The organism is Bacteroides finegoldii DSM 17565, assembly GCF_000156195.1.
GTDB classification, from domain to species: Bacteria; Bacteroidota; Bacteroidia; order Bacteroidales; family Bacteroidaceae; genus Bacteroides; species Bacteroides finegoldii.
In genome coordinates this window covers 251,364-274,134 of sequence record NZ_GG688319.1, presented here as the reverse complement: position 1 = coordinate 274,134, position 22,771 = coordinate 251,364, and the positions used below count along the sequence as shown (strand labels likewise).

The window sequence follows — 22,771 nt, the reverse complement described above, 5'->3', positions numbered from 1 at the left end:
TTTTTGCCATGTGTTCCTTATGCTTTACGTATATTTCTATGGAAAGGGGGCCTTCAAAATTCATCTTGAAGGCCTTATTTTCCCTGATTAGAGGTCTAACCTACTTAACGTTTAGATAAAATCAATAACCTCTTTCACTGGCCTACTTACGATCTGTCAAATACGAAAAGTAAATTAATTATCGGACTAAGTTTAATTTCTTATCTTTGATTTCATAAATCACATCAGCCACATTATCAAGCAGCCGTTTGTCATGGGTGATAAATACTATAGTTCCGGCATACTCCTTCATTAGTATTTCCAAAGCCTCTAAGCTTGGTATGTCAAGGAAGTTGCTCGGTTCATCCATTAGTAAGATGTTATATCTACCCATAAGCATTTTAGCTAGCAATAATTTAATAATTTCTCCGCCGCTTAAAACAGATAAGCTTTTTCCAATATCATTCTGTTTCACCCCCATGGATGCTAGCACTGAACGAATTTCCGATACATTGTAATCACAATCCTCCTGCATAAACTCTAGGACATTCTGATTACTGTTGTACTTGTAACCATTTTGTGCAAAGTAACCTATTTTTGCCTTAGGTGAAATAGAAATTCCATCTTCATGGTTTAAGATCATTTGGATTAAAGTTGTTTTTCCGGTTCCATTACTACCAGTTAATGCCACTTTTGCTCCAAGCGGAATTTGAAAAGATACATTTTCAAACAATACCTTATCTCCAAATATTTTATTAATTTCCGTACCAGCAATAGGATATGGATTGTGGAGCTCCAATGCTTTACTTTGCCTGAAACGAATCCTACGAATGTCTTCTGGGGCTTCTACTTTTCCTAAGGCCGCAATCCTATGTTCTAGGGACTTAGCGGCATTATGCATCTTTTTTGCCTTACTTCCCATTGATTTTTGATGAGCTAAACGCCCTCCGCCTTCAGTACTTTTTTTCTTTGAAGCACCTTTTGCCTTTTTTTCTATTTTACGGGCCTGCTTTCGCTTTTCCTCCGCAGCCCTTTCCAATCGGGCACGTTCCGCAATAAATTGTTCGTATTCTGCAGACTGGCTCTTGCGTTCTTCCTCTTTTTGGCGAAGATAATCAGAATAGTTTCCCCAATACTCAGTGATTTTGCCATCTTTCAGTTCCCATATTTTATCTACTACCTCATCAAGAAAATAGCGGTCATGGCTAATAACTAACAGTGCACCTATAAAATATTTTAGCTGTCCGATTAGAAAATCAATTCCTTCACGGTCTAAATGACTGGTAGGTTCATCCGCTAAAATACCATGAACCTGTGCCGATAAAGCTTGTGCTATTTTAAGCCTTGTTTCTTCACCGCCGCTCATGGTCTGAATATCTAATTGATTAACACCAAGCTTGCCTACAAGTCCAAAATCTTTTTCCTCTTGCAAGGTTACCTTGTCCAACTGAGGGATATAGGCAAGTTCACCTAGACGATTCATTTTACATCCTGGAGGAGTTAATTCTCCTAAAATCACCTTAAATAAAGTGCTTTTTCCTGCACCATTTGCTCCTACTAAACCAATACGGTCATAATCATACACTTCTAATTCATCTATATCTAAACAAGTGCGTCCTTTAAATTCCACACGAATGTCTTTTGCTTTTAATATCAATTCCATAACATTTTCCTCCTGTCTATAATCGCATGTTTTCATTTGCTTGTACGCAGGGAAAACCCTACGATTTTAGCAGGAAAAATTACATGAAAATTAAATACATAAAAATGGCCCTCCTATGAATTTTGTTTTAAATCTAATTTTCTAATCTCAGTTATCATTGGGCAAACGATAGCAATGCAAATAATTAAAATACCTGATAGTAAAAACCAATGATTTACACCGATTCTATCAGCAAAGAATCCAGAAAGAATTAACCCAATTGGCATAGCAAGAGACATGATACTTCCAGTTAAAGAAAATACACGTCCTAAATATTCAGGCTTAATTTTCTCCTGAAAAAGAGCTGTTTGCACACCGCTGTAAAACGGAACCGAAAGCCCCATTATTGCACAGCAGACTACAAATATGAAAAATCCACTTTGGGGAAGTAATCCTGAAATGGTTAAGCTTATCCCCATCATAAAAATGGATGCCGTTATTAATAAGATTCGCTTTTGGTAATTCCCAAATAACCCTAATAATAGACCCCCTATCAACATACCAGAGGCATAAGCAATCTCCGTAATAGAAATATGCATCGGTGTACCATTAAAATATTCCATAGTGATTAAAGGATATAAAGCATTTATGGGCATATAAACAAACATATATAATGTTCCAACGAGTAATAAAGCAAATAATCCTTTATTTTGCCGTAGTACAGCCATTCCTTCTTTCATTTCTCGTATGAAATTTGGTTTCAAACTTTGCACTTGATCACCCAGCTTAGGAATACGTACAATTGCTACCGTAATAGATGCAATCACAGCACCCAATACATCGATGGCAATAATAGCATTTAGTCCCCAAACGGAGTATAAGAGTGCTGCAACCGCCGGACTAACAATATAGCTTATAGACTGCAAAGACTGACTATAGCCTGCACATTTCGTAAGCTGTTTTCTGGTACTAAAAGTGGAGTAACCGCATTGAGAGCCGGGGTATGAAAAGCTGTTCCAATGCTACGGATGAACAATACTACCATAACCATCCAGATAGGTAACTCCATATACAATGCAACAATAGCTAGCACGGCCCCAGCTGCTGCGATAATTAAATCAGCACCAATCATTATCTTCTTCCTATCATGACGATCCACTAATACACCAATGGCTGGTCCAAAGACCGCATAGGGTAAAAAACCTACAAGTGAAGCCATAGACAAGACCATCGCAGATCCTGTTTTTTCTGTAAGGTAAAAAATAATCGCCATTTGCAGGATGGCACTAGTGATTAATGATACTGCCTGCCCTGCCCATATTGTATAAAACTTAAGTTTCCAATTGTTGTATTTTTCCATTTATATTATCTCCCTTAATTCCGCAACACTTTGATGTACCACATTATGAGTTTCTCATTTATGAGAGGTTCTTTTTTTATAGCGTTCATATCAATGTTTTTTTAGCATCTACAAAGATATGAACGCTTTTTTAAAATACCTCCAATTTTTATGTTTTTTTATTTTTCAAAGGTGATGAAAGTACATTTTTTGTACTGGCGCATCAACTTTACCATTTTTTGGCGCTGCAAAGTTACATATTACAGTAAATCGTAACAAGACATGGCAAAGGTACAAATAAAATCTGAAAAACTCACACCTTTTGGAGGAATTTTTTCAATCATGGAGCAATTTGACTCCATGCTTTCACCTATTATCGACCAGACACTTGGTCAGAGATGCCGCAGTATCATCGGATACCAGTACAGCGAAATTATTCGTTCTCTGATGAGCGTATACTTCTGTGGCGGTTCATGCGTGGAGGATGTAACATCGCATCTGATGCGTCATCTCTCGTATCATCCGACCTTGCGCACATGCAGCTCTGATACCATCCTCAGAGCCATCAAGGAACTGACACAGGAAAACATCTCATATACTTCCGATAAGGGCAAGACCTATGATTTCAATACGGCAGACAAGCTCAACGCCTTGCTTATAAAAGCCTTGGTTTCCACTGGTGAACTGAATGAGGTGGAAACCTACGATGTTGATTTCGACCATCAGTTCCTTGAAACAGAGAAGTATGATGCAAAACCGACATACAAGAAGTTCCTCGGCTACAGACCTGGCGTATATGTCATCGGTGACATGATTGTCTATGTCGAGAACAGCGATGGCAACACAAATGTGCGCTTTTATCAGGCTGAGACCCACAAGAGATTCTTTGCCCTACTGGAAGCCAACAGCATCCGTGTGAATCGCTTCAGAGCCGACTGTGGTTCGTGCTCGAAGGAAATTGTCAGTGAGATAGAGAAGCATTGCACGCACTTCTACATCCGCGCCAACAGATGCAGTTCGCTCTACGATGACTTGTTTTCACTGAGGGGATGGAAGACGGAGGAAATCAACGGCATCCAGTTTGAACTCAATTCCATTCTTGTTGAGAAATGGGAAGGCAAGTGCTATCGTCTTGTCATTCAGAGACAAAAGCGCATGGATGGAGAGCTTGACTTGTGGGAAGGTGAATACACCTACAGATCCATTCTTACCAACGATTATGACTCATCAACAAGAGACATCGTCGAATTTTACAACAAGCGTGGGGGCAAAGAGCGTATATTCGATGATATGAACAACGGATTCGGCTGGAACAGGCTCCCCAAGTCGTTCATGTCAGAGAACACTGTATTCCTTCTGCTTACGGCATTGATACACAATTTCTATAAGACCATCATTAGCAAGCTTGACACCAAGGCTTTCGGGCTCAAGGAAACGAGTCGCATAAAGGCTTTTGTCTTCAGCTTCATCTCCGTACCTGCCAAGTGGATCATGACAGCAAGGCAATACGTGCTGAATATCTATACTGAAAACCGGGCTTATGCAAGACCTTTCAAAACTGGATTCGGATAAAGTCCGTTCCTTATGGTTTTAATCTGCGTATTGCCTCAAGTCGCATTGTGGGGTAAGGGGAAGGTATGCACAAATCGGACAAAATTCACGCTCATACTATCATGATGCATAGTGTTCAAGCTCTTTACTGCAATTGAGATTGCCATTGAGATTGCTTGCGGATTTTAGGTTAAACAGGTTTCTTGTTGAAAGCACAAAGATATGAATACTAAACTTAGAGACAAATTCTTATTCAATAATAGTAATGACACGATAGATTTTTTTACTTTTGTAAGTGAATAGGTTGAGGTAGTCTATTGAAGCAGTAAACATTATTAAAAGACAAAACTAATATGAGCACTTTTCGTTCTATAGAAGAACTTGTCAAAAGTCTGGACCGGGAGAAAGAACTCTTGAAAGAAATGTTTGCTAAACGGAAATCTCTTTCGTTCCGTTACGATTATGCGCTTGAAATGACGGAGTACAAAGAAGAGCGTATCCGCTATCTGATTGACTATGGGGTTATCCGGGATACTGGTGACTTTCTGGAAATGGAAGATATCTATCTGAAATTCTTTGAAGATGTGCTCGAAGTAAATGAAGAAATCAATGTATCTTTCGTGCAGGATTACCTGATGCGACTGAATGAAAACATTGACTATTACTTGAAAGAGAATAACGAGCAACGTAAATACAACTACCAGCGTGAAGTGAAACGCTGCCTGAAAAACATTGCTCTGACTACAGTCCGCAATGTGATGGACTTGAAAAGGAACATGGATAATACTTATAAGAACGAACCGAATTATAAGATAAAGAAAACCAAACTCGTCCGGCTTGATGAGAAACGGAATAATATTGCTCTGCTGATCCGTAAAAGTGAGGAATTGATAGACTACGGACAGCCTGTTTTCTTCCGGGTGGCGATGGACGTACAAATGCGGAATGTAGTTAGTGATGTGAAACTTCAGCTAAATGACTCGTACCATAACCTGATTGAAATCCAGAAACAAATCATCCATTACCTGAATCTCATTGACTATCAGAACCGTATCTTTGAGAAAGTAAAGAAGTTGAAGTACTTGAAAGACCAGTTCTTGTTGGAAGAACATACAAGTATCCGTTCTGTTGTCGCACAAAAAAATCCTGTCTGGATGGAGCCGCAGGTCGGTTATCGCATCAAGCTTTCCATTGATAATCTACGGACTTCCGATGAGGCTTTTCAGATTTTGAAGAAACTTGTCGCGCGGCAGAAAAATTCTCCGAAAGGAATGAAACAACTGGCAGATGCCATTCCGGAAGGATATCTGGATGGGCAGTCGCAAATGATAGATACCGTAAACTTGCAGGAAGTGCATAATTCATTTATGGCGTCCAGCACCCATCTGTTCTCTTTTGTGATGAACTATCGCTACCGGAAAGAGGTGACACGTGGAGAGAAATTAATCTTTTTCTGCCAACTGGCGTCACAGTATGCCGACGAACTTCGCTTTACGGATACTTATGAAATTTCCGACGAAGTGGAATACCCTTTAATATATGCCAAATAATATATGCTGAATACTAAAAACAGATGACCATGAAATATACTGAAGAGATATTTAATATACTTAGCAAAGGGGGATTCATTTCTTCCAATAGTGTCTCTACCCAAGTGAAACGCTTGTATGATGCCATTGAGGAAGATTTGCCCGATTATTATGATTACTACAAAGGCATCGGTTTTTATCTGGAAGGTGGTGACGGTTATTACTACTTTACTCGCAAGGAATCGAAAGTCGACTTAGAACGTAAACTGGAAGCAATTCAGAAGTGGATTGATTACCTGAGTTTCCTGAAAACCTATCATTCGGCATTCGGCCCGGGCTTTCTGTTTCGTGCTGCTGATATTGAGATTCAGATAGGATGCGATATCGAACTGAAAGAAAAGGCAACCAAACTGTTTTCGGATAAGAAGAAATATGATGAAGTAGTCGGCAAACTGCTGAAAGAACTGGAGAGTATAGGACTGATAGAGAAAGAAAACGAACTTGACGGGACGTATAAAGTATTGTCGGCTTTCCATTATATGGAGGACTTGGTTGATTGTATCACAATTTCAGAGGAGGTGCAAGATGAGATACCTGAATAAGATTATTTTTCTGAACAGTGCCCATATTCCGTATGCGGAAGTGAAGTTGGATGGGAATGTACATTTTATAGGTACGCAAGGTGTCGGTAAGAGTACGCTGCTCCGTGCCATCCTATTCTTTTATAATGCTGACAAACTAAGACTGGGTATTCCGAAGGAGAAGAAAAGCTTCGATGCTTTTTACTTTCCATACGCCAATTCTTACATTATCTATGAGGTGATGCGGGAGAATGGGGCGTATTGTGTGGTAGCTGCCAAATCCCAGGGACGGGTGTTTTTCCGTTTTATTGATGCGCCATTCCAACAGGACTGGTTCATTGACGAACACAATGTGGTACATTCCGAGTGGGGACGCATCCGCGAACATATCGGTTCGAAGATTCAGATTACTGCACAAGTGACTAGCTATGAAATGTATCGGGACATTATTTTCGGTAATAACCGCAAGCATGAAATGATACCCTACCGCAAGTTTGCCATTGTGGAAAGTGCAAAATATCAGAATATTCCCCGTACGATACAGAACGTCTTTTTAAATTCCAAACTGGATGCTGATTTTATAAAAGATACCATTATCCGTTCGATGAGTGATGAGGATATCTCTGTCGATTTGGACTTCTATCGTAGCCAGATAAAGGAATTCGAGCAGGAATACAGGGACGTGATGCTTTGGTTTACAAAGAACAAGAATGGAGAAGTGCCTGTCCGGAAGATGGCGGAGAAAGTAATGAACGCCTATCGTGACTTGATTTATACTCAAAAGCAGATTGGTGAAGGGCGTGCGGAGCTTAACTTTGCGGAGAAACAGGCTTTGCATGAGATTCCGTTAGTGAAGGAAGAACAGGCTAAAGCGGAGACGGAACGTGAACGGTTGCTGCGGCTTATGGGTGAACTGCAACAAAAGTACACCAATGAGCGTGATGGTTTGATTAGGGATATAGGTATAATAAACGATTTGCTCAAAAAGATACGTGAGAAACGTCTGCATTACGAGCAGATGCAGATTGAAGAAATCATCAAACGGGTATCTTGCGAAGAATTACTGATTCAGGAACTGGAGCAAGTCCGGAATATGAAATCGGAACTGACAAGAGCTTATGAGGATGTATTGAGTAAGTACCGATTGTTGTTTGAGAAACTGGAAGCTGATTTCCGTACTTTTGAGAATAGCCAGCAAGCACGGATAAATGCTCGGAATGCGGAGATTGCCGGCAAGCAGGAGGAATTGATGCAACAACTTCGTGTGGAAGAAGAGAAAGTAAGGGCAACGCAAGAAGAGAAAGTGCAGACTGTGGATAATCGTATCCGGCAGTTGCGCGATGAACAGGCACAGTGTAACCTGAAACTTCAAAAGGTGAAATACGAACATCCCCATCAAAAGGAAATGTCCGATTGTGAAGACGGCATCAACGAACTGCGCAAAAAGGACAAGGAACTGGAACATAGCATCCGTCAGCAACAAGGAGAAATAAAGCAGTTGAGGCAGGAGTGTGAATGGAAAGTGGAAAAATTGAAATGGGAATTTCAGGCAAAGATGGAGACCGTTCGTAAAGAACGGAGCGCGATTGAAGAACAGTTGCAAACATTGGATGCCTTGATTGAGAAACGAAAAGGTTCTTTGTGTGAATGGCTGGAGAAGAACAAACCGGATTGGCAGGAGACGATAGGCAAGGTGGCGGATGAGGAACTGGTGTTGTACAACAATGAACTACAACCTCAATTAGTGAATAAGGAAGCTACTTTGTTCGGTGTTTCACTCAATCTGACAGCAATCGAGCGTTCTGTCCGCACTCCCGAGGAAATGAAGCAGGAGCGCGACAGGCAACAAGCAGCCCGGCAACTCTGTACCGACCGTCTCACCCGACTGACGGAAGAAGAGGGGGAAGCTGTTTCTTCTTTGGAGAAGAAGTATTCGAAGCAAATACATAGTATTTTGGAAGAACAACATCTGATGGAAGCTGAGCGAATGCAGATTCCTGCAAAATTGAAGAATTTGCAGGCTGATTACGCCTCATGGAAGACGAAAGAGGAGGAATGGAAAAGAGGATGTACCGAAGAATTACAGGCGCAACTGAATGATATCGGTCATCGTCTTTATGTGGCGGAAGGCGAGAAGGAGAAGCATTTGGCGGAACGGGAAAAACTGTTGAAAGCTTGCCGGAAAGTGTATAATGATAGCAGGACGGAACTCCGGAAGGAACTGGAGGAGTTTGTTGCCGGCATTCAGCAAGAGATAGAGCGGATGAAACAGCAAACTGCGGAGCGGAAAAAGGAATTGAAGCAGGTGCAGGAGAATGAATTGAATGGAAAGGGTGCTGATACGGTCACTATCCGCAAGTATGATGACAGGCTTGCCGAAATAAATAAAGAATTAGATTATATAGGTAAATCCCGCCCGCAAGTTCTTTTTTATGAAAGAGACAAGGAGGAACTGTTTGATAAAGAACCTGCTACGCGAAGCCGGAAGAAAGAACAGGATGCGAAGCTAGTTGCATTGGACGAACGTTTCGATCTGAAAAAGGAGAAGTTGCAGGTCCAGAAAAAAGGGGCGGACGAGCATCTCGAGCGGATTGGCAAAGAATTGCACTTATTGGAGGACGGATTGAAAAAAGTGGATATGTTCCGGAAAGATGAAACTTTCTGTCCGCCTTCTGTGACGGAAATAGGAGAGAAGCCTACCCGGAAAAGTTGCGATGTTATAGTGGAAGAATTGAAGTCTCTCATCGTATCCACCATCAGAAAAACAGAAGAATTCAAGAAAGCGGTGACGCAGTTCAATGGAAACTTCTCGTCAAAAAACACGTTTCATTTCCGTACGGAACTGGTTGGAGAACAGGATTACTATGATTTCGCTTCCAATCTGTGCGAGTTTGTAGATAATGATAAGATTTCCGATTATCAGAAACATATCAGTGAACGGTATACGGATATAATCCGCCGGATTTCGCAGGAAGTGGGAGGACTGACCCGTAATGAAAGCGAGATACACAGAACAATAAAGGATATCAACGACGATTTTGTCAAGCGGAATTTTGCCGGAGTAATAAAGGAAATAGCTCTTCGCCCGCTTCAGAGCAGCGATAAACTGATGCAGTTATTGCTGGAGATTAAACGGTTTAGTGATGAGAACCAATATAATATGGGAAAGGTTGACTTGTTCTCGCAGGATTCCCGTGAAGATGTCAATGCGATGGCTGTCCGGCATTTGTTGTCGTTTATGAAATTCCTGCTTGACGAGCCGGGACGCAGACGGTTGGCGCTTGCCGATACATTCAAACTGGAGTTTCGCGTGAAAGAGAATGATAATGACACGGGATGGGTGGAGAAGATTGCCAATGTAGGTTCCGACGGTACAGATATTCTGGTAAAAGCAATGGTCAATATCATGCTGATTAATGTATTCAAAGAAAAGGCGTCACGTAAGTTTGGTGACTTTAAAATCCATTGTATGATGGATGAAATAGGCAAGTTACACCCCAACAATGTGAAAGGTATTTTGGACTTTGCCAATTGCCGGAATATATTGTTGGTAAATAGTTCTCCCACTACTTACAATGTGGAAGATTATCGTTATACCTATTTATTGAGTAAAGACGGGCGGTCAAATACCCAGGTTGTCCCATTGTTAACCTATAATAAGATAGAAAAATGAGTGGCAGTTTATTTACATTGGCGATGGCGAGGCTGGTTCTGAAAATGCTGGGCGGCGAGCTCATACCTTACACAAAGTTTGATGGACTGATAGCAAATAGATTAATGGATGAGGGAATCATCACTATTGTTCCCCGAGGGAGTAAGCGTAGTTTTCGTATGATTGACCCGGAAGGATGCCGTATCTACATCTCCCAGAATTATACTTCCGGCATGGAGCTGGAAGATTGGATTGAGATGAAGAACTGTCCGGATGAAGTGTCGCGTTCGGAGCAAGTGGCGAAGGCGGGGGACTCTAAACTGAGATATACCCGTACGTTCAAAGGTTTTCTCCTCAATTGTTATACGCCTATAGAAGCTACTTTTCATGGCGAACCATGTGTTCTTTCTCCCTTGCAAGGCACTTCTATTTTCATGCAGGATTACGAATATTTCCGTATTCCTGAAGATGTCGTAGTAGTGGGTATAGAGAATGGAGAGAATTTCCAGCATATCCGTGCCCAAAAGTACTTGTTTGAAGGAATGAAAGTTCTTTTCGTGTCCCGTTATCCGCAATCGAAGGATTTGTGTAACTGGCTAAAGATAATCCCCAATCGCTATATTCATTTCGGAGACATAGATTTGGCTGGCATTTCTATCTTTTTAAATGAATTCTATGTAAAATTGGGCAATCGTGCGGAATTTTTCATTCCTGCGGATGTGAAGAAACGCCTCAAGGACGGAAACCGGCAGCTTTATGATAATCAGTATTTGCGTTATAGGGCTATGTTGGTTTCTGACGAACGTTTAAGACCATTGGTGGCAATGATTCATAAATACAGAAGAGGGTATGAACAAGAAGGTTATATAAAAGAGTAAAATATTCATTATGATTGCATTAGATAATTTTGAGAGCTGTGTACCCTATAGAATATTAGTGCGCGGAGAAGAGTATTATGAAACAGGGGCTGTTTCTGAATTGGAAGAAGATTCGCCCGGTGAATGGACTGCGACAGTAGAGGGTACGGAAAATTATAACGTAGAGATATCTATGGACGGAAAAGAAATAAAGTCTTGGTACTGTGATTGTCCTTATGATGGGGAGATTTGTAAACATGTAGTAGCAACGTTACTGGCAATTCGTGATAATGAGGGAAAGGTGAGTCGCAGTGCCTTTTCCAAGATGAAAGTAGAGGTAGAGGAAGCCGTTGTTTTAGAGGAGACGAAAGAAGCGGTCAAGGCTTGTCAGCCCTATGTGGACATAGAACAATTATTGTCATTCGTTAAACCACACGAACTTTCACAATTTATATATGAATATGCCTCTATGCATCCAGAGTTTAAAACAGCCCTTTTGAATCGTTTTATAGCTAAAGAGTTGTCTGTAACGTCAAGGGAAAAGAATTATAAAGCAGAGATTCAAAAAGTGTTTGATAGTTCCAATTATAGTAAAAAGTCTCGTTATCGCAATCGCTACGATGATTTTGAGTGTGATTGGGAAGCTGTTTTCAATCAGATGGATATTTTCTTGGAGAAAGCGGATTTCTTTCTGAAATTGGGAAACATAGAAAGCACTGTCGCTATAGCTCTTCAAACGCTTCGTTCAATCGGTGAAAATTATGATGATGAACTTTTGTATAATGATGATCTCTGCCCTTCTGATTATTGTGAACAGGCAGGAGATTTGTTGGTAAAAGTAATCGAGCATCCTAAGACTACTCAAAAGCAAAAGACAGAAATTCTTCAGGAACTGGGGCAGATTGCTAAAATATCTATTTATCGTGATTATGACCTTTATGATATAGACGAATTGCTGATGCAAATAAATCTTTCCATTCAACCGGCAGAAAAAGCATTGGAATTGATTGACAAACTCCTGGAAGAAAGAAAAGATGCTTACGACTTATATCAAATCGTTCTTCGGAAAGTCAATCTGTTAACCGAACTGCATGAAGAGCAAAAAGCGGCTGATACGATTCGTCAATACCTTTATTTAACAGAAATTCGAAGAATGGAAGTAGATAAATTGATTGCCCGTTGCCGGTATGATGAAGCTATCCGTTTACTGAATGAGGGAATAGAGATTGCGGAAAAAGAAAAACATATCGGAACCATAGATGAATGGTTGAAAACTAAATTGATGATTTATGAGATGACTCATCAAACTTCCGACGTCATCGATACATGTCGTTTATTGTTTGTGTCAGGCAGAGATAAGTTAGAATATTATAGCAAACTTAAAACTCTTGTTCCGAAAGAAGAATGGAAGAGCTTTCTGGATGCAATGATGGAAGAGACTCATTTTAATGAATATTTTTCTTTTGGCGCGAATGATGAGGCTGAAATTTATGTGAAAGAAAGGGATAATGAGCGTTTGTTCAAATTGTTGTCGTCAATCAGGTATAATCAGCTGGAAGCATTGATGAAGTATTCTTATTATCTGAAAGACACTCATTCGGAGCAATTGATTGCTATATATACTTCTTTGTTGAATGATTACGCAGAACAGAATATGGGACGGACTCATTATGAATATATAGTACAAGCGTTGTTGTGTGCAAAGAAACTTAATGGGGGACAGGCAGCAGTGAAAAGGTTGGTTGCAGAGTTCCGGATAAAATATAAACGTCGTCCGGCAATGATGGAAGTATTGGCGAGGTTTTAAAAATACTTTATTATAAGCTTTTCTGTATCTCTGTTGTTTGGAGATGGCAACGTTCGTACCTTTGTAAGGTTATCAAATCTCAAAATACGGATGCGTAGATATTCTGAAAGATATTACTGAAAGTCTATGTAAGGAGAAGATTGTGGAATATGATACGATGACGGAATAATTGTCCCCTGTGAAATAAGACTAGCCCCCTTATGAAATAAAAAACAAAATATATCTGTCATCTGTCACAGATTATAATCTAACTTGCAGAGTATAAGAACTTAGTAGCGTGACAGCACAAGGTGACAGCAGTGTGATAGCAATAATGCTGTCACCCCAAAAAACAAAGAAAAAATCAAAGATACTGTTTGGAATTTGATAGTATCAGCTATAGAAAGATAAGTCGTTCAATTTATTATCCCCGTACTTATGAGTTGTGCCCTGCCTTTAAACTAACGGTTTCAAGGCGTGAAACTGTTGGTTCTGCGGTTTGAAACTTTAGTTTCATACGCTTGAAACTCTAGTTCCAATTACTTGAAACTATTGGTTTCTTGCCGATAAAACTAGAGTTTCTCCTAGCTGAAACTTTAGTTTCAAGCAGAGAAAAATAACTTGAACCGTAATTGAGTGATAACGATCCCGTTTCTTTCGGCTAAATAGGCACTTGATATATCAATAATTTTCTATATTAAAATCTTGTTTTTCTTGTCGGTCCCGAATAATATGAGTAATTTAGCAGTCTCAACGATCACAAAGGCGCTGACAAAACAATTTATTATCAAATTAATGAAAATTACTCAATTTCGTAAGAATGAAGATACGATAGCGCTCAGCGTAATGGATCTTGATATACTGGTAAATAAGATAAAGACAGAAATAAAATCCCGTCCTGTTTCTACATTCAGAGAGCATCTGCGATATGTTCTTTCCGATGAACGGTGTATGTTTGCCGATAAACTGCCCAAGATAATTCCTGCCGCTGAATTCCGTAAGGTAAACGGTCAGAAACAGATGAAAAACTACAACGGTATTGTAGAACTGACCATCGGTCCCTTGTCCAATAAGTCGGAAATCGCTTTAGTGAAACAAAAAGCCTGTGAGCAGCCACAAACCCGTTGTGTTTTTATGGGTTCAAGTGGTAAAACGGTGAAAATATGGACTACCTTCACCCGACCGGACAACTCGCTTCCCAAAACACGGGAAGAAGCGGAACTATTCCACGCCCATGCTTATCGACTGGCTGTGAAATGTTATCAGCCCCAAATCCCATTCGATATACTTCCCAAAGAACCGACTCTGGAACAATATTCGCGATTATCCCACGATCCGGACATCATATATCGTCCGAATTCTGTTCAATTTTATCTCTCTCAACCGTCATCCATGCCCGAAGAAACCACTTTCCGTGAAGCGGTTCAGGCGGAGAAATCTCCATTGACTCGTGCCGTACCGGGATATGATGCGGAAAATGCCTTCCTGATGCTTTTCGAAGCCGCTTTTCGGAAAGCTTATGCCGATCTTAGGGAAGCGGGGCTCGAATTGAGCGAAGACACATGGCATCCTTTAGTTGTCCAACTGGCTAAAAACTGTTTTGCTTCGGGACTTCCGCAAGAAGAAGTCGTGAAACGTACCGTTTTCCACTTCTATATGTATAAACAAGAAGAGCTTATCCGGCAAATGATTGGCAATATATATACCGAGTGCAAAGGCTTCGGCAAGAATATCAGCCTAAGCAAAGAGCAGCAACTCGCCTTGCAGACTGAAGAATTCATGAAACGCCGCTATGAATTCCGCCATAACACCCAAATTGGCGAGGTAGAATATCGTGAAAGGCTTTCTTTCCGTTTCCGCTTCAATCCTCTCGACAAACGTGCGTTGAACAGCATTGCTTTGGATGCACAAATGGAAGGCATCCCCTTGTGGGACAGGGATATTAGCCGTTATATTTACTCCAATCGCGTGCCTGTATTCAACCCGTTGGAAGATTTTCTCTACCGGCTTCCCGCATGGGACGGTAAAGACCGTATTCGTGCATTGGCAGCCACCGTCCCTTGTAAGAATCCGTATTGGATGGATTTGTTCCACCGTTGGTTCCTCAATATGGTTTCTCATTGGAAAGGAAGCAATAAAAAGTATGCAAACAGTGTTTCGCCCTTACTCGTCGGACCGCAAGGAACACGTAAATCCACCTTTTGCCGGAGCATAATGCCTCCTTCCGAGCGTTCCTACTATACCGACAGTATTGATTTTTCCCGAAAGAAAGATGCTGAACTTTACCTCAATCGTTTTGCGCTTATCAATATCGATGAATTTGACCAGGTGAGTTCGACACAACAAGGCTTTCTGAAACATATTCTGCAAAAGCCAGTATTGAATGTGAAGAAACCTCATGGCAGTGCCGTGCTTGAAATGCGTCGTTACGCCTCATTCATAGCCACAAGTAATCAGAAAGACTTGTTGACCGACCCTTCCGGCAGCCGTCGTTTTATTTGCATCGAAGTGACCGGAGTGATTGATACCAACCGTCCGATAGACTATGAGCAGCTTTACGCACAAGCTATGTATGAACTGGAACATGGCGAACGTTACTGGTTCGATCAGGAGGAAGAAAAGATCATGATGGAAAACAACCGTGAATTTGAACAAGTCCCGCCGGAAGAGCAACTTTTCTTCCGTTATTTTCGTGCCGCACAGCCTGAAGAAGGGGAGTGGTTGTCTCCAGCGGAGATTATGGAGGATATTCAAAAAGGCAGTTCAATCCCGATGTCTGTCAAGAGGGTTAATTCCTTCGGAAGAATACTGAAAAAGCAAGAAATACCTTCCAAACATACGCGTAGCGGTACGCTTTATCATGTTGTAAGACTAATAACCAGGTGACGGCAAAAATGCCATCACCCTGCTGTCACCTCTTGCTGTCACGGGCTTATCGGTTTATTACTAAACTATTAACTCCTAAACTGTGACAGATGACAGCAACTTACCAAATATATTCTTCTGTGTAGCGTTGGTAAGTTGGTTCTTCTTTTATCCCTTTATTACGGAATAATTGTCTGATGTAGGCTTGGTCTTTAGGCATAAGCCCCCGTTCTCCACGATAGAACCGATAATATCCCGTTTTTCCATAGTGTCCGACCATTTGTATTCTGATACTGACCGCATCTTCATAAGGGATTCTGTCAAGCAACCGTTTTAGTCCCCATGCCACATGAACTTTGACAGCAGTCTTGAAACATTCGCACTGATTCCCATCCGCAGGATAACGTGCCGGATTAATGATAGTGATATATAGGTTGTCGGCTGTATCAAGTTGTGTAGCTATGTGGCGCAGGCATTTGGGGGCTTGTGGACATTGAGCGTTGAAGCAACGGGCAAAATTGTAAGGGACAGACAGACTGTCGGGTTCTTCTTTCATCTTGTTGGGCTTATTTTATTTGTGAAATACTGTTGTAAATATAGCAAACAGAATTCTTCACAAAAGTAGGACTTTATTTTGGGAATGGGAAGCGTTGGGATTGTTTTATTTGTATGTAATAGGGATTTCTTATCAACATTTGGTAATTAGGGATACTCAATACATATCCCTAATTATTTGCAGCAAGGTTTCTCTTTCTTGTTTAAGGTTCTTTATCTCTATTTTTAGCCAATCAATTTCTTTGTTCTTTGAGGAAATCAATTCATCTACAACTCCCTTAGGGAAATAATTGTTATAAACGAAGTTGAGTATTTTATAAAGGTCATCTATTTCTCTTTTTTTAAGCTCTCAAATTGTTCTTTCTGTTTCTCTAACAGTTTCTCAAAGAGTTCAATCGTTTGTTCTATGGGAAAATTATTGAATGTTTGGTTATTACCAATTGCATTTTTTACACCGCAATTCTCGTAAAAATTATTTGTGTTATATAAAACCGTTTCTTCGTTATACTCTTTCAATCCGTCGGTAGTAACTCCTAATGCAGAGGCGATTTTTTCTAATCGTTCATCATCAATTTTCTCGGTTTGTTCCATTTTTGAAACAGCTTGCTTGGTTATTCCTAACAATTCGCCTAGCTCCGTTTGAGTCATACCGCGAAGTCTGCGTACACGTTCTATCTTTTTTCCAAGGTGAAGGTGATTTGATTTTATATTTTCTATTGTTTCCATTCTTCTATATATTAGATTGCTGAATCTAGTAGTGATTATTTCATATATTTTTTCAGGATCTCAATTTTATCTTGCTCACTTTTCAACAAACGCTCATATAACTCAACTATTTTTTCAAGTGGATTTATTTGTTGAACGATGGCGTATGTAGTAGCACCTTCAGAGATATTTGCATCCTTATAATTATGATGATTAATATTGAAAATCGTCTTTTCAACATCAAAGTCTTTAATGACTTCTTCGGATATTCCCAATACTTCAGCAATTCTTTTTAGAAAGCCTTCTTCTATTTCCTCTTGTTTCTCAATCTTTGAAATGACCTGCTGATTTACACCAAGATCGGCAGCCAGCGCTTCCTGTTTCATGCCTAAATATACACGAATCCTTTGTAAATTGCGTCCGACATGTCTCCGGTTTTCTTTCTCTTTTATTTCAACATCCATATTATTGTTCTTTAAATGAATACGTCTAGGCAAAGATAACAAGAAACAGTTTAATTCAAATGAAAGTGTGCTTTATTTTTTAGTGTATGTTTTTGTTTCTGTAGTTTTGGTTATTTTATTTGATGAAATTTATTGTTAGTTTGGGTAAACAATATATTAAACATGGTACTGAATTTTATCTCTAGTTTTATTCTTTGAATTGTACGGAAAGTAACTTTTAGTCATCTGATTTTTTGTGAGGAAAATATCTTCTTAAACATTGCAGAAGGATGATTATTTAATTTAGGTATCGTTTGTGAAATATATGTGTTACCCCTGGTAAAACTATGTAATTACATTATTTCTACAAAAACGAGTAAATAATTTCTTCTTGTTAATTATTTTAATTAGATTTGCAACTTCCGATAATACACAATTATAAGAAGTTAAGTGTTAGGTATATGGATAAGAAGTCATTAACAGAGGAAGATATAAAATTACGTTTTATAACTCCAGCTATTGTTGAAAAGGCAGGATGGCAAAAAGAACTCATAAAGATGGAATATTACTTTACTGATGGGCGAGTAATATTTCAAGGGAATGTTCATGCCCGGAAACAAGGAAAGAAAGTTGACTATTTATTGCATTATTCTGCAAATAATCCTATTGCTATAGTTGAGGCAAAAGATAATAATAAAGCTGTGGGAGCTGGACTGCAACAGGCAATGGACTATGCGAAAATTCTGGATATACCTTTTGCTTACAGTTCTAATGGAGACGGTTTTATTGAGCATGATTTTCTTACTGGTAAGGAAACTAATATTAATATAGATGAGTTTCCAACTCCTGATGAACTGTTAAAACGTTTACGTGATTCTAAAAAATATACTTCGGAAGAAATAAAGGCTATTGAAGAACCTTATTATTGGGATGCTCATACTAACATTCCTCGTTATTATCAGCGAATAGCTATAAATAGAACAATTGAAGCTGTTGCCCGTGGACAAAATCGAATTTTATTGGTAATGGCAACAGGTACAGGAAAGACTTTTACAGCTTTCCAGATTATTCATCGGTTGACAAAATCTGGATTAAAAAGGCGAGTCTTATATCTTGCAGATAGAAATGTCTTGATAGATCAGACTATGGCTCAAGATTTTAAGCCTTTTAAAAAAGTTATGACGAAGATTCAAAAGAAGAATATGGACTCTTCTTTTGAAATATATATGGCTCTATATCAACAATTAGTTTCTTATGACGAGAATATTCCCGATCCTTTTAAAGAGTTCAAATCAACTTTCTTTGATTTGATTCTTGTAGATGAGTGTCATCGTGGAAGTGCTAAAGATGAATCGGAGTGGCGAAAAGTGTTAGAGTATTTTTCTTCCGCAACTCAGATTGGTATGACTGCAACCCCTAAAGTAAAAGAAGGAGCTAATAATCTTGACTATTTCAATGAGCCTTTGTATACATACTCATTAAAGCAAGGTATTGAAGATGGTTTTTTAGCTCCGTATAGAGTAACTAACTCTTTTTTGAATATCGATTTAGAAGGATGGACGCCCGAGGAAGATGAGTTGGATATAAAAGGTAATCTCATTAAAGCTGGTTTTTATAACCGGAAAACATTTGGACGTGAGTTAGTTATTATGCAACGCCGAGATATTGTTGCTCGACGCATAACTAAAATGCTCCATAGAATAGGACGCATGACAAAATCTATAATCTTTTGTGCAGATATAGAAGAAGCGGAGGCGATGCGGCAACTTTTGGTTAATTATAACTCTGATTTGTGCAAGAAGGATTCTCGCTATATTATGCGTATCACTGGAGATGAGAATATTGGGAAGAAACAGCTTGATAATTTTATAGATCCAGATCAACCATATCCAACGCTCGTTACGACTTCCGAGATGCTTTCTACTGGTGTTGATTGTAAAACATGCGGACTTATTGTTATTGATAAAGAAATAGGTTCTATGACGGAATTTAAGCAGATTGTGGGGCGTGGTACTCGGTTGCGTACTGATAAGGGGAAGTGGCATTTTGAAATTCTTGATTTCAGGAATGTGACCCAATTGTTTAAAGATCCAGAATTTGATGGTGATCCAGAGTTGGAAGGTGGAGGGAGTAAAACGTATCCTCCATATCGTCCGCGTCGGACTGTATCACATGATCAACCTCAAAGGGAATATGGTCTCAAGAAATATTACATTAATGGAAAAAATGTTCAGATAAACACAGAAATAGTTTCATATCTTGGTGCTGATGGGCATACTCTTGTTACTGAAAGTTTAACAGATTTTACACGTAAGAATATTCGAGGTAAGTATGCTACGTTGGATGAGTTTATAAAGAACTGGACTGCTGCTGATAAGAAGAAAGTTATTGTTGATGAACTTAAAGAATACAATGTTTTACTTGATGCGGTTCGTGAAAAGCGTCCTGATTTGCTTAATGCAGACATTTTTGATATAATATGTCATGTGGCTTTTGATAAGCAACCACTTACGCGAAAGGAACGTGCTAATAATGTAAAGAAGAGAGATTATTTATCTAGATATGAAGGTGTGGCTAAACAAGTTTTAGAAGCATTGTTAGATAAATATGCTGATAAAGGCATTTTGGAATTTGAGAATGAGGATATACTTGATACCCCTCCTTTTAATACAATCGGTAAACCTCAAAAGATAGTTAAGTTGTTTGGTGGATGGGAGAAATTTGAAAAAGCACTTAAAGATTTAGAAAACGAATTATATGTAGCATAATTTATGGCAGTTAATAATATAATAAAACGATTACAGAATATAATGCGTCAAGACGCAGGTATTAGTGGTGATGCACAGCGTATTGAACAAATGGTTTGGCTATTCTTCCTAAAAGTTTATGATGCACAGGAAGAAACGTGGGAGTATAAAAGTCGCCGTGAAAAAAAGGAATTTAAATCAATTATTCCAGAAGAGCTAAGGTGGAGAAACTGGGCAGTTGATAATGCAGATGGGGAAGCACTTACTGGGGACGCTTTATTGGAATTTGTAAATGCAAGGCTTTTTCCTACCCTTAAGGCCTTACCAGTAAATGAAGATACTCCAAGAGGCAAAACTATAGTGAAAGAAATCTTTTCAGACCTTAACCAGTACATGAAGAATGGAATTTTGCTTCGTCAAGTGGTTAATGTCATAGATGAGATTGATTTTTCAGATGTTGAAGACCGTCATACATTCGGTGATATATATGAAGGCATTTTGAAGGATTTACAATCTGCGGGGAATGCCGGAGAGTTTTATACTCCTCGTGCACTGACTGATTTTATGGTGGAAATACTAAATCCTCAACTAGGAGAGTCTTTTGGAGATTTTACGTCAGGAACGGGAGGCTTTCTTACATCTGCATTAAATCATTTGTATAAGCAAGTTAAAACGACAAATGATGTTAAGTTATTCCAGACAGCCGTAATAGGGCAAGAATGGAAACCTTTGCCATATCTTTTATCAATCACTAATCTTTTAGTGCATGATATTGAAGCTCCTAATATTATTCATTGTGATTCTTTGGGTACAAGGGTTGGGGATTTTAAAGAATGCGACAAGGTTAATGTTATTGCAATGAATCCACCTTATGGTGGTAGTACTGAAGCGAGCGTTAAAAATAACTTTCCTTCAGATATGCGTAGTAGTGAAACTGCGGATTTATTTATGGTATTGATAATGTACCGTTTGAAAGCCAATGGTCGTGCGGCAGTAATTGTACCTGATGGATTTTTGTTTGGTGTAGACGGTGCGAAGCTTGCAATTAAAACGAAGCTATTAAAAGATTTTAATTTACATACTATTATTCGTTTGCCTGGAAGTATTTTTTCTCCTTATACAAGTATTGCTACAAATATTCTTTTTTTCAATAATGAAAGGGTTGAAGATGCTCCTGATGGGTATTCAACAAAAGAAACTTGGTTTTATCGTCTTGATATGCCTGATGGATATAAGCACTTCTCTAAGACAAAACCAATGAAGTTAGAGCATTGTCAACCAATAAAAGAGTGGTGGAACGATAGGAAAGAGATTGTAAGCCAAGATGGAAATGAGAAATCTCGTTGTTTTTCTGTTCAAGATTTGATTTCACTTGATTGTAATTTTGATCAATGTAAATTTCCTAAAGATGAGGAAGAAATCTTACCACCTGCAGAATTGCTTGCTAATTATTTTAAGAAGCGTGCAGCTCTTGATTATGAGATAGATAAAACATTGGCTGAAATACAGAAGCTGCTGGGTATTGAAATCAAACTTGATTAATCCTTATGAATGGTAAGCAATTAAAGAATAGTATACTTCAGTGGGCTATACAGGGAAAACTTGTACCTCAAGACCCTAATGATGAACCTGCATCGGTTTTGTTAGAGAAGATTCGGACAGAGAAAGCTCGCCTTGTTAAGGAGGGAAAAATTAAGAAGGATAAGAACGAGTCGTTTATTTTTAGAGGTGATGACAATTCCTATTATGAGAAGTTTCTCGCTACCGGGGAGGTGAAGTGCATTGACGAGGAGAGTCCGTTTGAGATTCCAAAGGGATGGGAATGGAGTAAACTGTCAAATGTTATAGAACTGCTATCAGGGCAAGACTTTATTCCTGAAAAGTATAATTCGAGTAATCAAGGAATTCCCTATATTACAGGAGCAAGTAATATTGTGAATGGGAATTTGGCAATAAATCGTTGGACTGAAACTCCTACGGTAATAGGAAAATTAGGAGATTTACTTATTGTTTGTAAAGGTTCAGGAGTTGGGAAAATGTGCATCTGTAATGTAGATAAAATACATATTGCTAGACAAATTCAAATTATTAGAAATTTCTCCAATGCGATAAGTCTATCATATGTTAAATCTGTAGTTGAAGCTAATTTGCAAACGATAATTTCTAATGCACAAGGTGTTATCCCTGGAATTAGCCGTGAGCATATATTAAATCTTCTAATTCCACTTCCACCTACTAACGAGCAATATGAAATAGATAAAAAACTTCAAGAAATATTACCTTTTATCGATCGATATGCAAAATCTCAAGAGGCATTAGATAAATTAAATGTAGAGCTTCTAGGAAATCTCAAAAAATCCATCCTACAAGAAGCTGTTCAAGGTCGGCTTGTACAACAAATAGCAGAAGAAGGAACTGGCGAAGAGTTACTTGAACAGATAAAATTGGAAAAGCAGCAACTCATTAAAGAAGGCAAGTTGAAGAAGTCTGCTTTGACTGATTCTGTTATCTTTCGTGGTGACGATAACAAGTATTATGAG

General features: G+C 39.1%; 14 protein-coding genes and 1 pseudogene. 10 read left to right on the top strand and 5 right to left on the bottom strand.

Features of this window, described 5'->3' with window-relative positions:
- Nucleotides 1-178: 178 nt before the first annotated feature.
- Nucleotides 179-1,642, bottom strand: a complete 1,464-nt coding sequence (msr(D), locus tag BACFIN_RS14590; RefSeq protein ID WP_008766914.1) for an ABC-F type ribosomal protection protein Msr(D) — start codon at nt 1,640-1,642, stop codon at nt 179-181.
- 113 nt (nt 1,643-1,755) lie between these two features.
- Nucleotides 1,756-2,981: pseudogene (mef(A), locus tag BACFIN_RS22565) on the bottom strand (macrolide efflux MFS transporter Mef(A)).
- A gap of 261 nt (nt 2,982-3,242) precedes the next feature.
- On the opposite strand from mef(A), the gene BACFIN_RS14595 reads away from it, so the two are divergent.
- The 7 genes from BACFIN_RS14595 to BACFIN_RS14625 all read left to right on the top strand — a co-directional run bounded on the left by BACFIN_RS14595 (nt 3,243) and on the right by BACFIN_RS14625 (nt 15,802).
- The gene (locus tag BACFIN_RS14595) at nt 3,243-4,532 is read left to right on the top strand and encodes an IS1380-like element IS614 family transposase (RefSeq protein ID WP_007750450.1); all 1,290 of its coding nucleotides are present in this window, start codon (nt 3,243-3,245) and stop codon (nt 4,530-4,532) included.
- Between the two features lie 332 nt (nt 4,533-4,864).
- Nucleotides 4,865-6,061 (top strand): hypothetical protein, encoded by a 1,197-nt coding sequence (locus tag BACFIN_RS14600; protein ID WP_004304827.1) that lies wholly within the window; start codon nt 4,865-4,867, stop codon nt 6,059-6,061.
- 29 nt (nt 6,062-6,090) lie between these two features.
- Nucleotides 6,091-6,642 (top strand): condensin complex protein MksE, encoded by a 552-nt coding sequence (locus BACFIN_RS14605; RefSeq protein WP_004308256.1) that lies wholly within the window; start codon nt 6,091-6,093, stop codon nt 6,640-6,642.
- Nucleotides 6,626-10,294 carry an ATP-binding protein gene (locus tag BACFIN_RS14610; protein WP_007750437.1) on the top strand — a complete coding sequence of 1,223 codons (3,669 nt, stop codon included), beginning with the start codon at nt 6,626-6,628 and terminating at the stop codon, nt 10,292-10,294. The genes BACFIN_RS14605 and BACFIN_RS14610 overlap by 17 nt, the downstream gene beginning before the upstream one ends.
- Nucleotides 10,291-11,151, top strand: coding sequence for a DUF7281 domain-containing protein (locus tag BACFIN_RS14615; protein WP_007750435.1), 861 nt, complete (start codon nt 10,291-10,293; stop codon nt 11,149-11,151). The genes BACFIN_RS14610 and BACFIN_RS14615 overlap by 4 nt, the downstream gene beginning before the upstream one ends.
- A 10-nt stretch (nt 11,152-11,161) precedes the next feature.
- Entirely contained in the window at nt 11,162-12,937 is a 1,776-nt protein-coding gene (locus BACFIN_RS14620; protein ID WP_007750432.1) for an SWIM zinc finger family protein, read from the top strand.
- A 774-nt stretch (nt 12,938-13,711) separates the two neighbouring features.
- The gene (locus BACFIN_RS14625; RefSeq protein WP_081449072.1) at nt 13,712-15,802 is read left to right on the top strand and encodes a BT4734/BF3469 family protein; all 2,091 of its coding nucleotides are present in this window, start codon (nt 13,712-13,714) and stop codon (nt 15,800-15,802) included.
- Nucleotides 15,803-15,902: 100 nt separating this feature from the next.
- Here the strand turns inward: BACFIN_RS14625 and BACFIN_RS14630 are convergent, their stop codons facing one another.
- The 3 genes from BACFIN_RS14630 to BACFIN_RS14640 form a co-directional block, all read right to left on the bottom strand.
- Entirely contained in the window at nt 15,903-16,337 is a 435-nt protein-coding gene (locus tag BACFIN_RS14630; protein WP_007750426.1) for a DUF6078 family protein, read from the bottom strand.
- Nucleotides 16,338-16,663: 326 nt separating this feature from the next.
- Nucleotides 16,664-17,062 (bottom strand): helix-turn-helix domain-containing protein, encoded by a 399-nt coding sequence (locus BACFIN_RS14635; RefSeq protein ID WP_007750424.1) that lies wholly within the window; start codon nt 17,060-17,062, stop codon nt 16,664-16,666.
- Nucleotides 17,063-17,097: 35 nt separating this feature from the next.
- A complete protein-coding gene (locus BACFIN_RS14640) occupies nt 17,098-17,505 on the bottom strand; it encodes a helix-turn-helix domain-containing protein (protein ID WP_004302000.1) in 408 nt (135 codons plus the stop codon).
- Between the two features lie 440 nt (nt 17,506-17,945).
- Between BACFIN_RS14640 and hsdR the strand changes: the two genes are divergently transcribed.
- From hsdR to BACFIN_RS14655, 3 genes are all read left to right on the top strand, one after another.
- Entirely contained in the window at nt 17,946-20,252 is a 2,307-nt protein-coding gene (gene hsdR / locus BACFIN_RS14645) for an EcoAI/FtnUII family type I restriction enzme subunit R (protein ID WP_007750421.1), read from the top strand.
- 3 nt (nt 20,253-20,255) lie between these two features.
- Complete coding sequence (locus tag BACFIN_RS14650; protein WP_007750418.1) at nt 20,256-21,773, top strand: class I SAM-dependent DNA methyltransferase; 1,518 nt, start codon at nt 20,256-20,258, stop codon at nt 21,771-21,773.
- A gap of 5 nt (nt 21,774-21,778) precedes the next feature.
- Nucleotides 21,779-22,771 (top strand): restriction endonuclease subunit S (locus BACFIN_RS14655; RefSeq protein ID WP_007750414.1); only part of this gene is annotated, 993 nt, incomplete at its 3' end.

Coding starts and splice junctions, on each gene's coding strand:
- BACFIN_RS14620 (WP_007750432.1), top strand. CDS start 11,162: ATGATTGCATTAGATAATTTTGAGAGCTGTGTACCCTATAGAATATTA.
- hsdR (WP_007750421.1), top strand. CDS start 17,946: ATGGATAAGAAGTCATTAACAGAGGAAGATATAAAATTACGTTTTATA.
- BACFIN_RS14600 (WP_004304827.1), top strand. CDS start 4,865: ATGAGCACTTTTCGTTCTATAGAAGAACTTGTCAAAAGTCTGGACCGG.
- BACFIN_RS14625 (WP_081449072.1), top strand. CDS start 13,712: ATGAAAATTACTCAATTTCGTAAGAATGAAGATACGATAGCGCTCAGC.
- BACFIN_RS14640 (WP_004302000.1), bottom strand. CDS start 17,505: ATGGATGTTGAAATAAAAGAGAAAGAAAACCGGAGACATGTCGGACGC.
- BACFIN_RS14630 (WP_007750426.1), bottom strand. CDS start 16,337: ATGAAAGAAGAACCCGACAGTCTGTCTGTCCCTTACAATTTTGCCCGT.
- BACFIN_RS14605 (WP_004308256.1), top strand. CDS start 6,091: ATGAAATATACTGAAGAGATATTTAATATACTTAGCAAAGGGGGATTC.
- BACFIN_RS14650 (WP_007750418.1), top strand. CDS start 20,256: ATGGCAGTTAATAATATAATAAAACGATTACAGAATATAATGCGTCAA.
- BACFIN_RS14595 (WP_007750450.1), top strand. CDS start 3,243: ATGGCAAAGGTACAAATAAAATCTGAAAAACTCACACCTTTTGGAGGA.
- BACFIN_RS14610 (WP_007750437.1), top strand. CDS start 6,626: ATGAGATACCTGAATAAGATTATTTTTCTGAACAGTGCCCATATTCCG.
- BACFIN_RS14635 (WP_007750424.1), bottom strand. CDS start 17,062: ATGGAAACAATAGAAAATATAAAATCAAATCACCTTCACCTTGGAAAA.
- BACFIN_RS14615 (WP_007750435.1), top strand. CDS start 10,291: ATGAGTGGCAGTTTATTTACATTGGCGATGGCGAGGCTGGTTCTGAAA.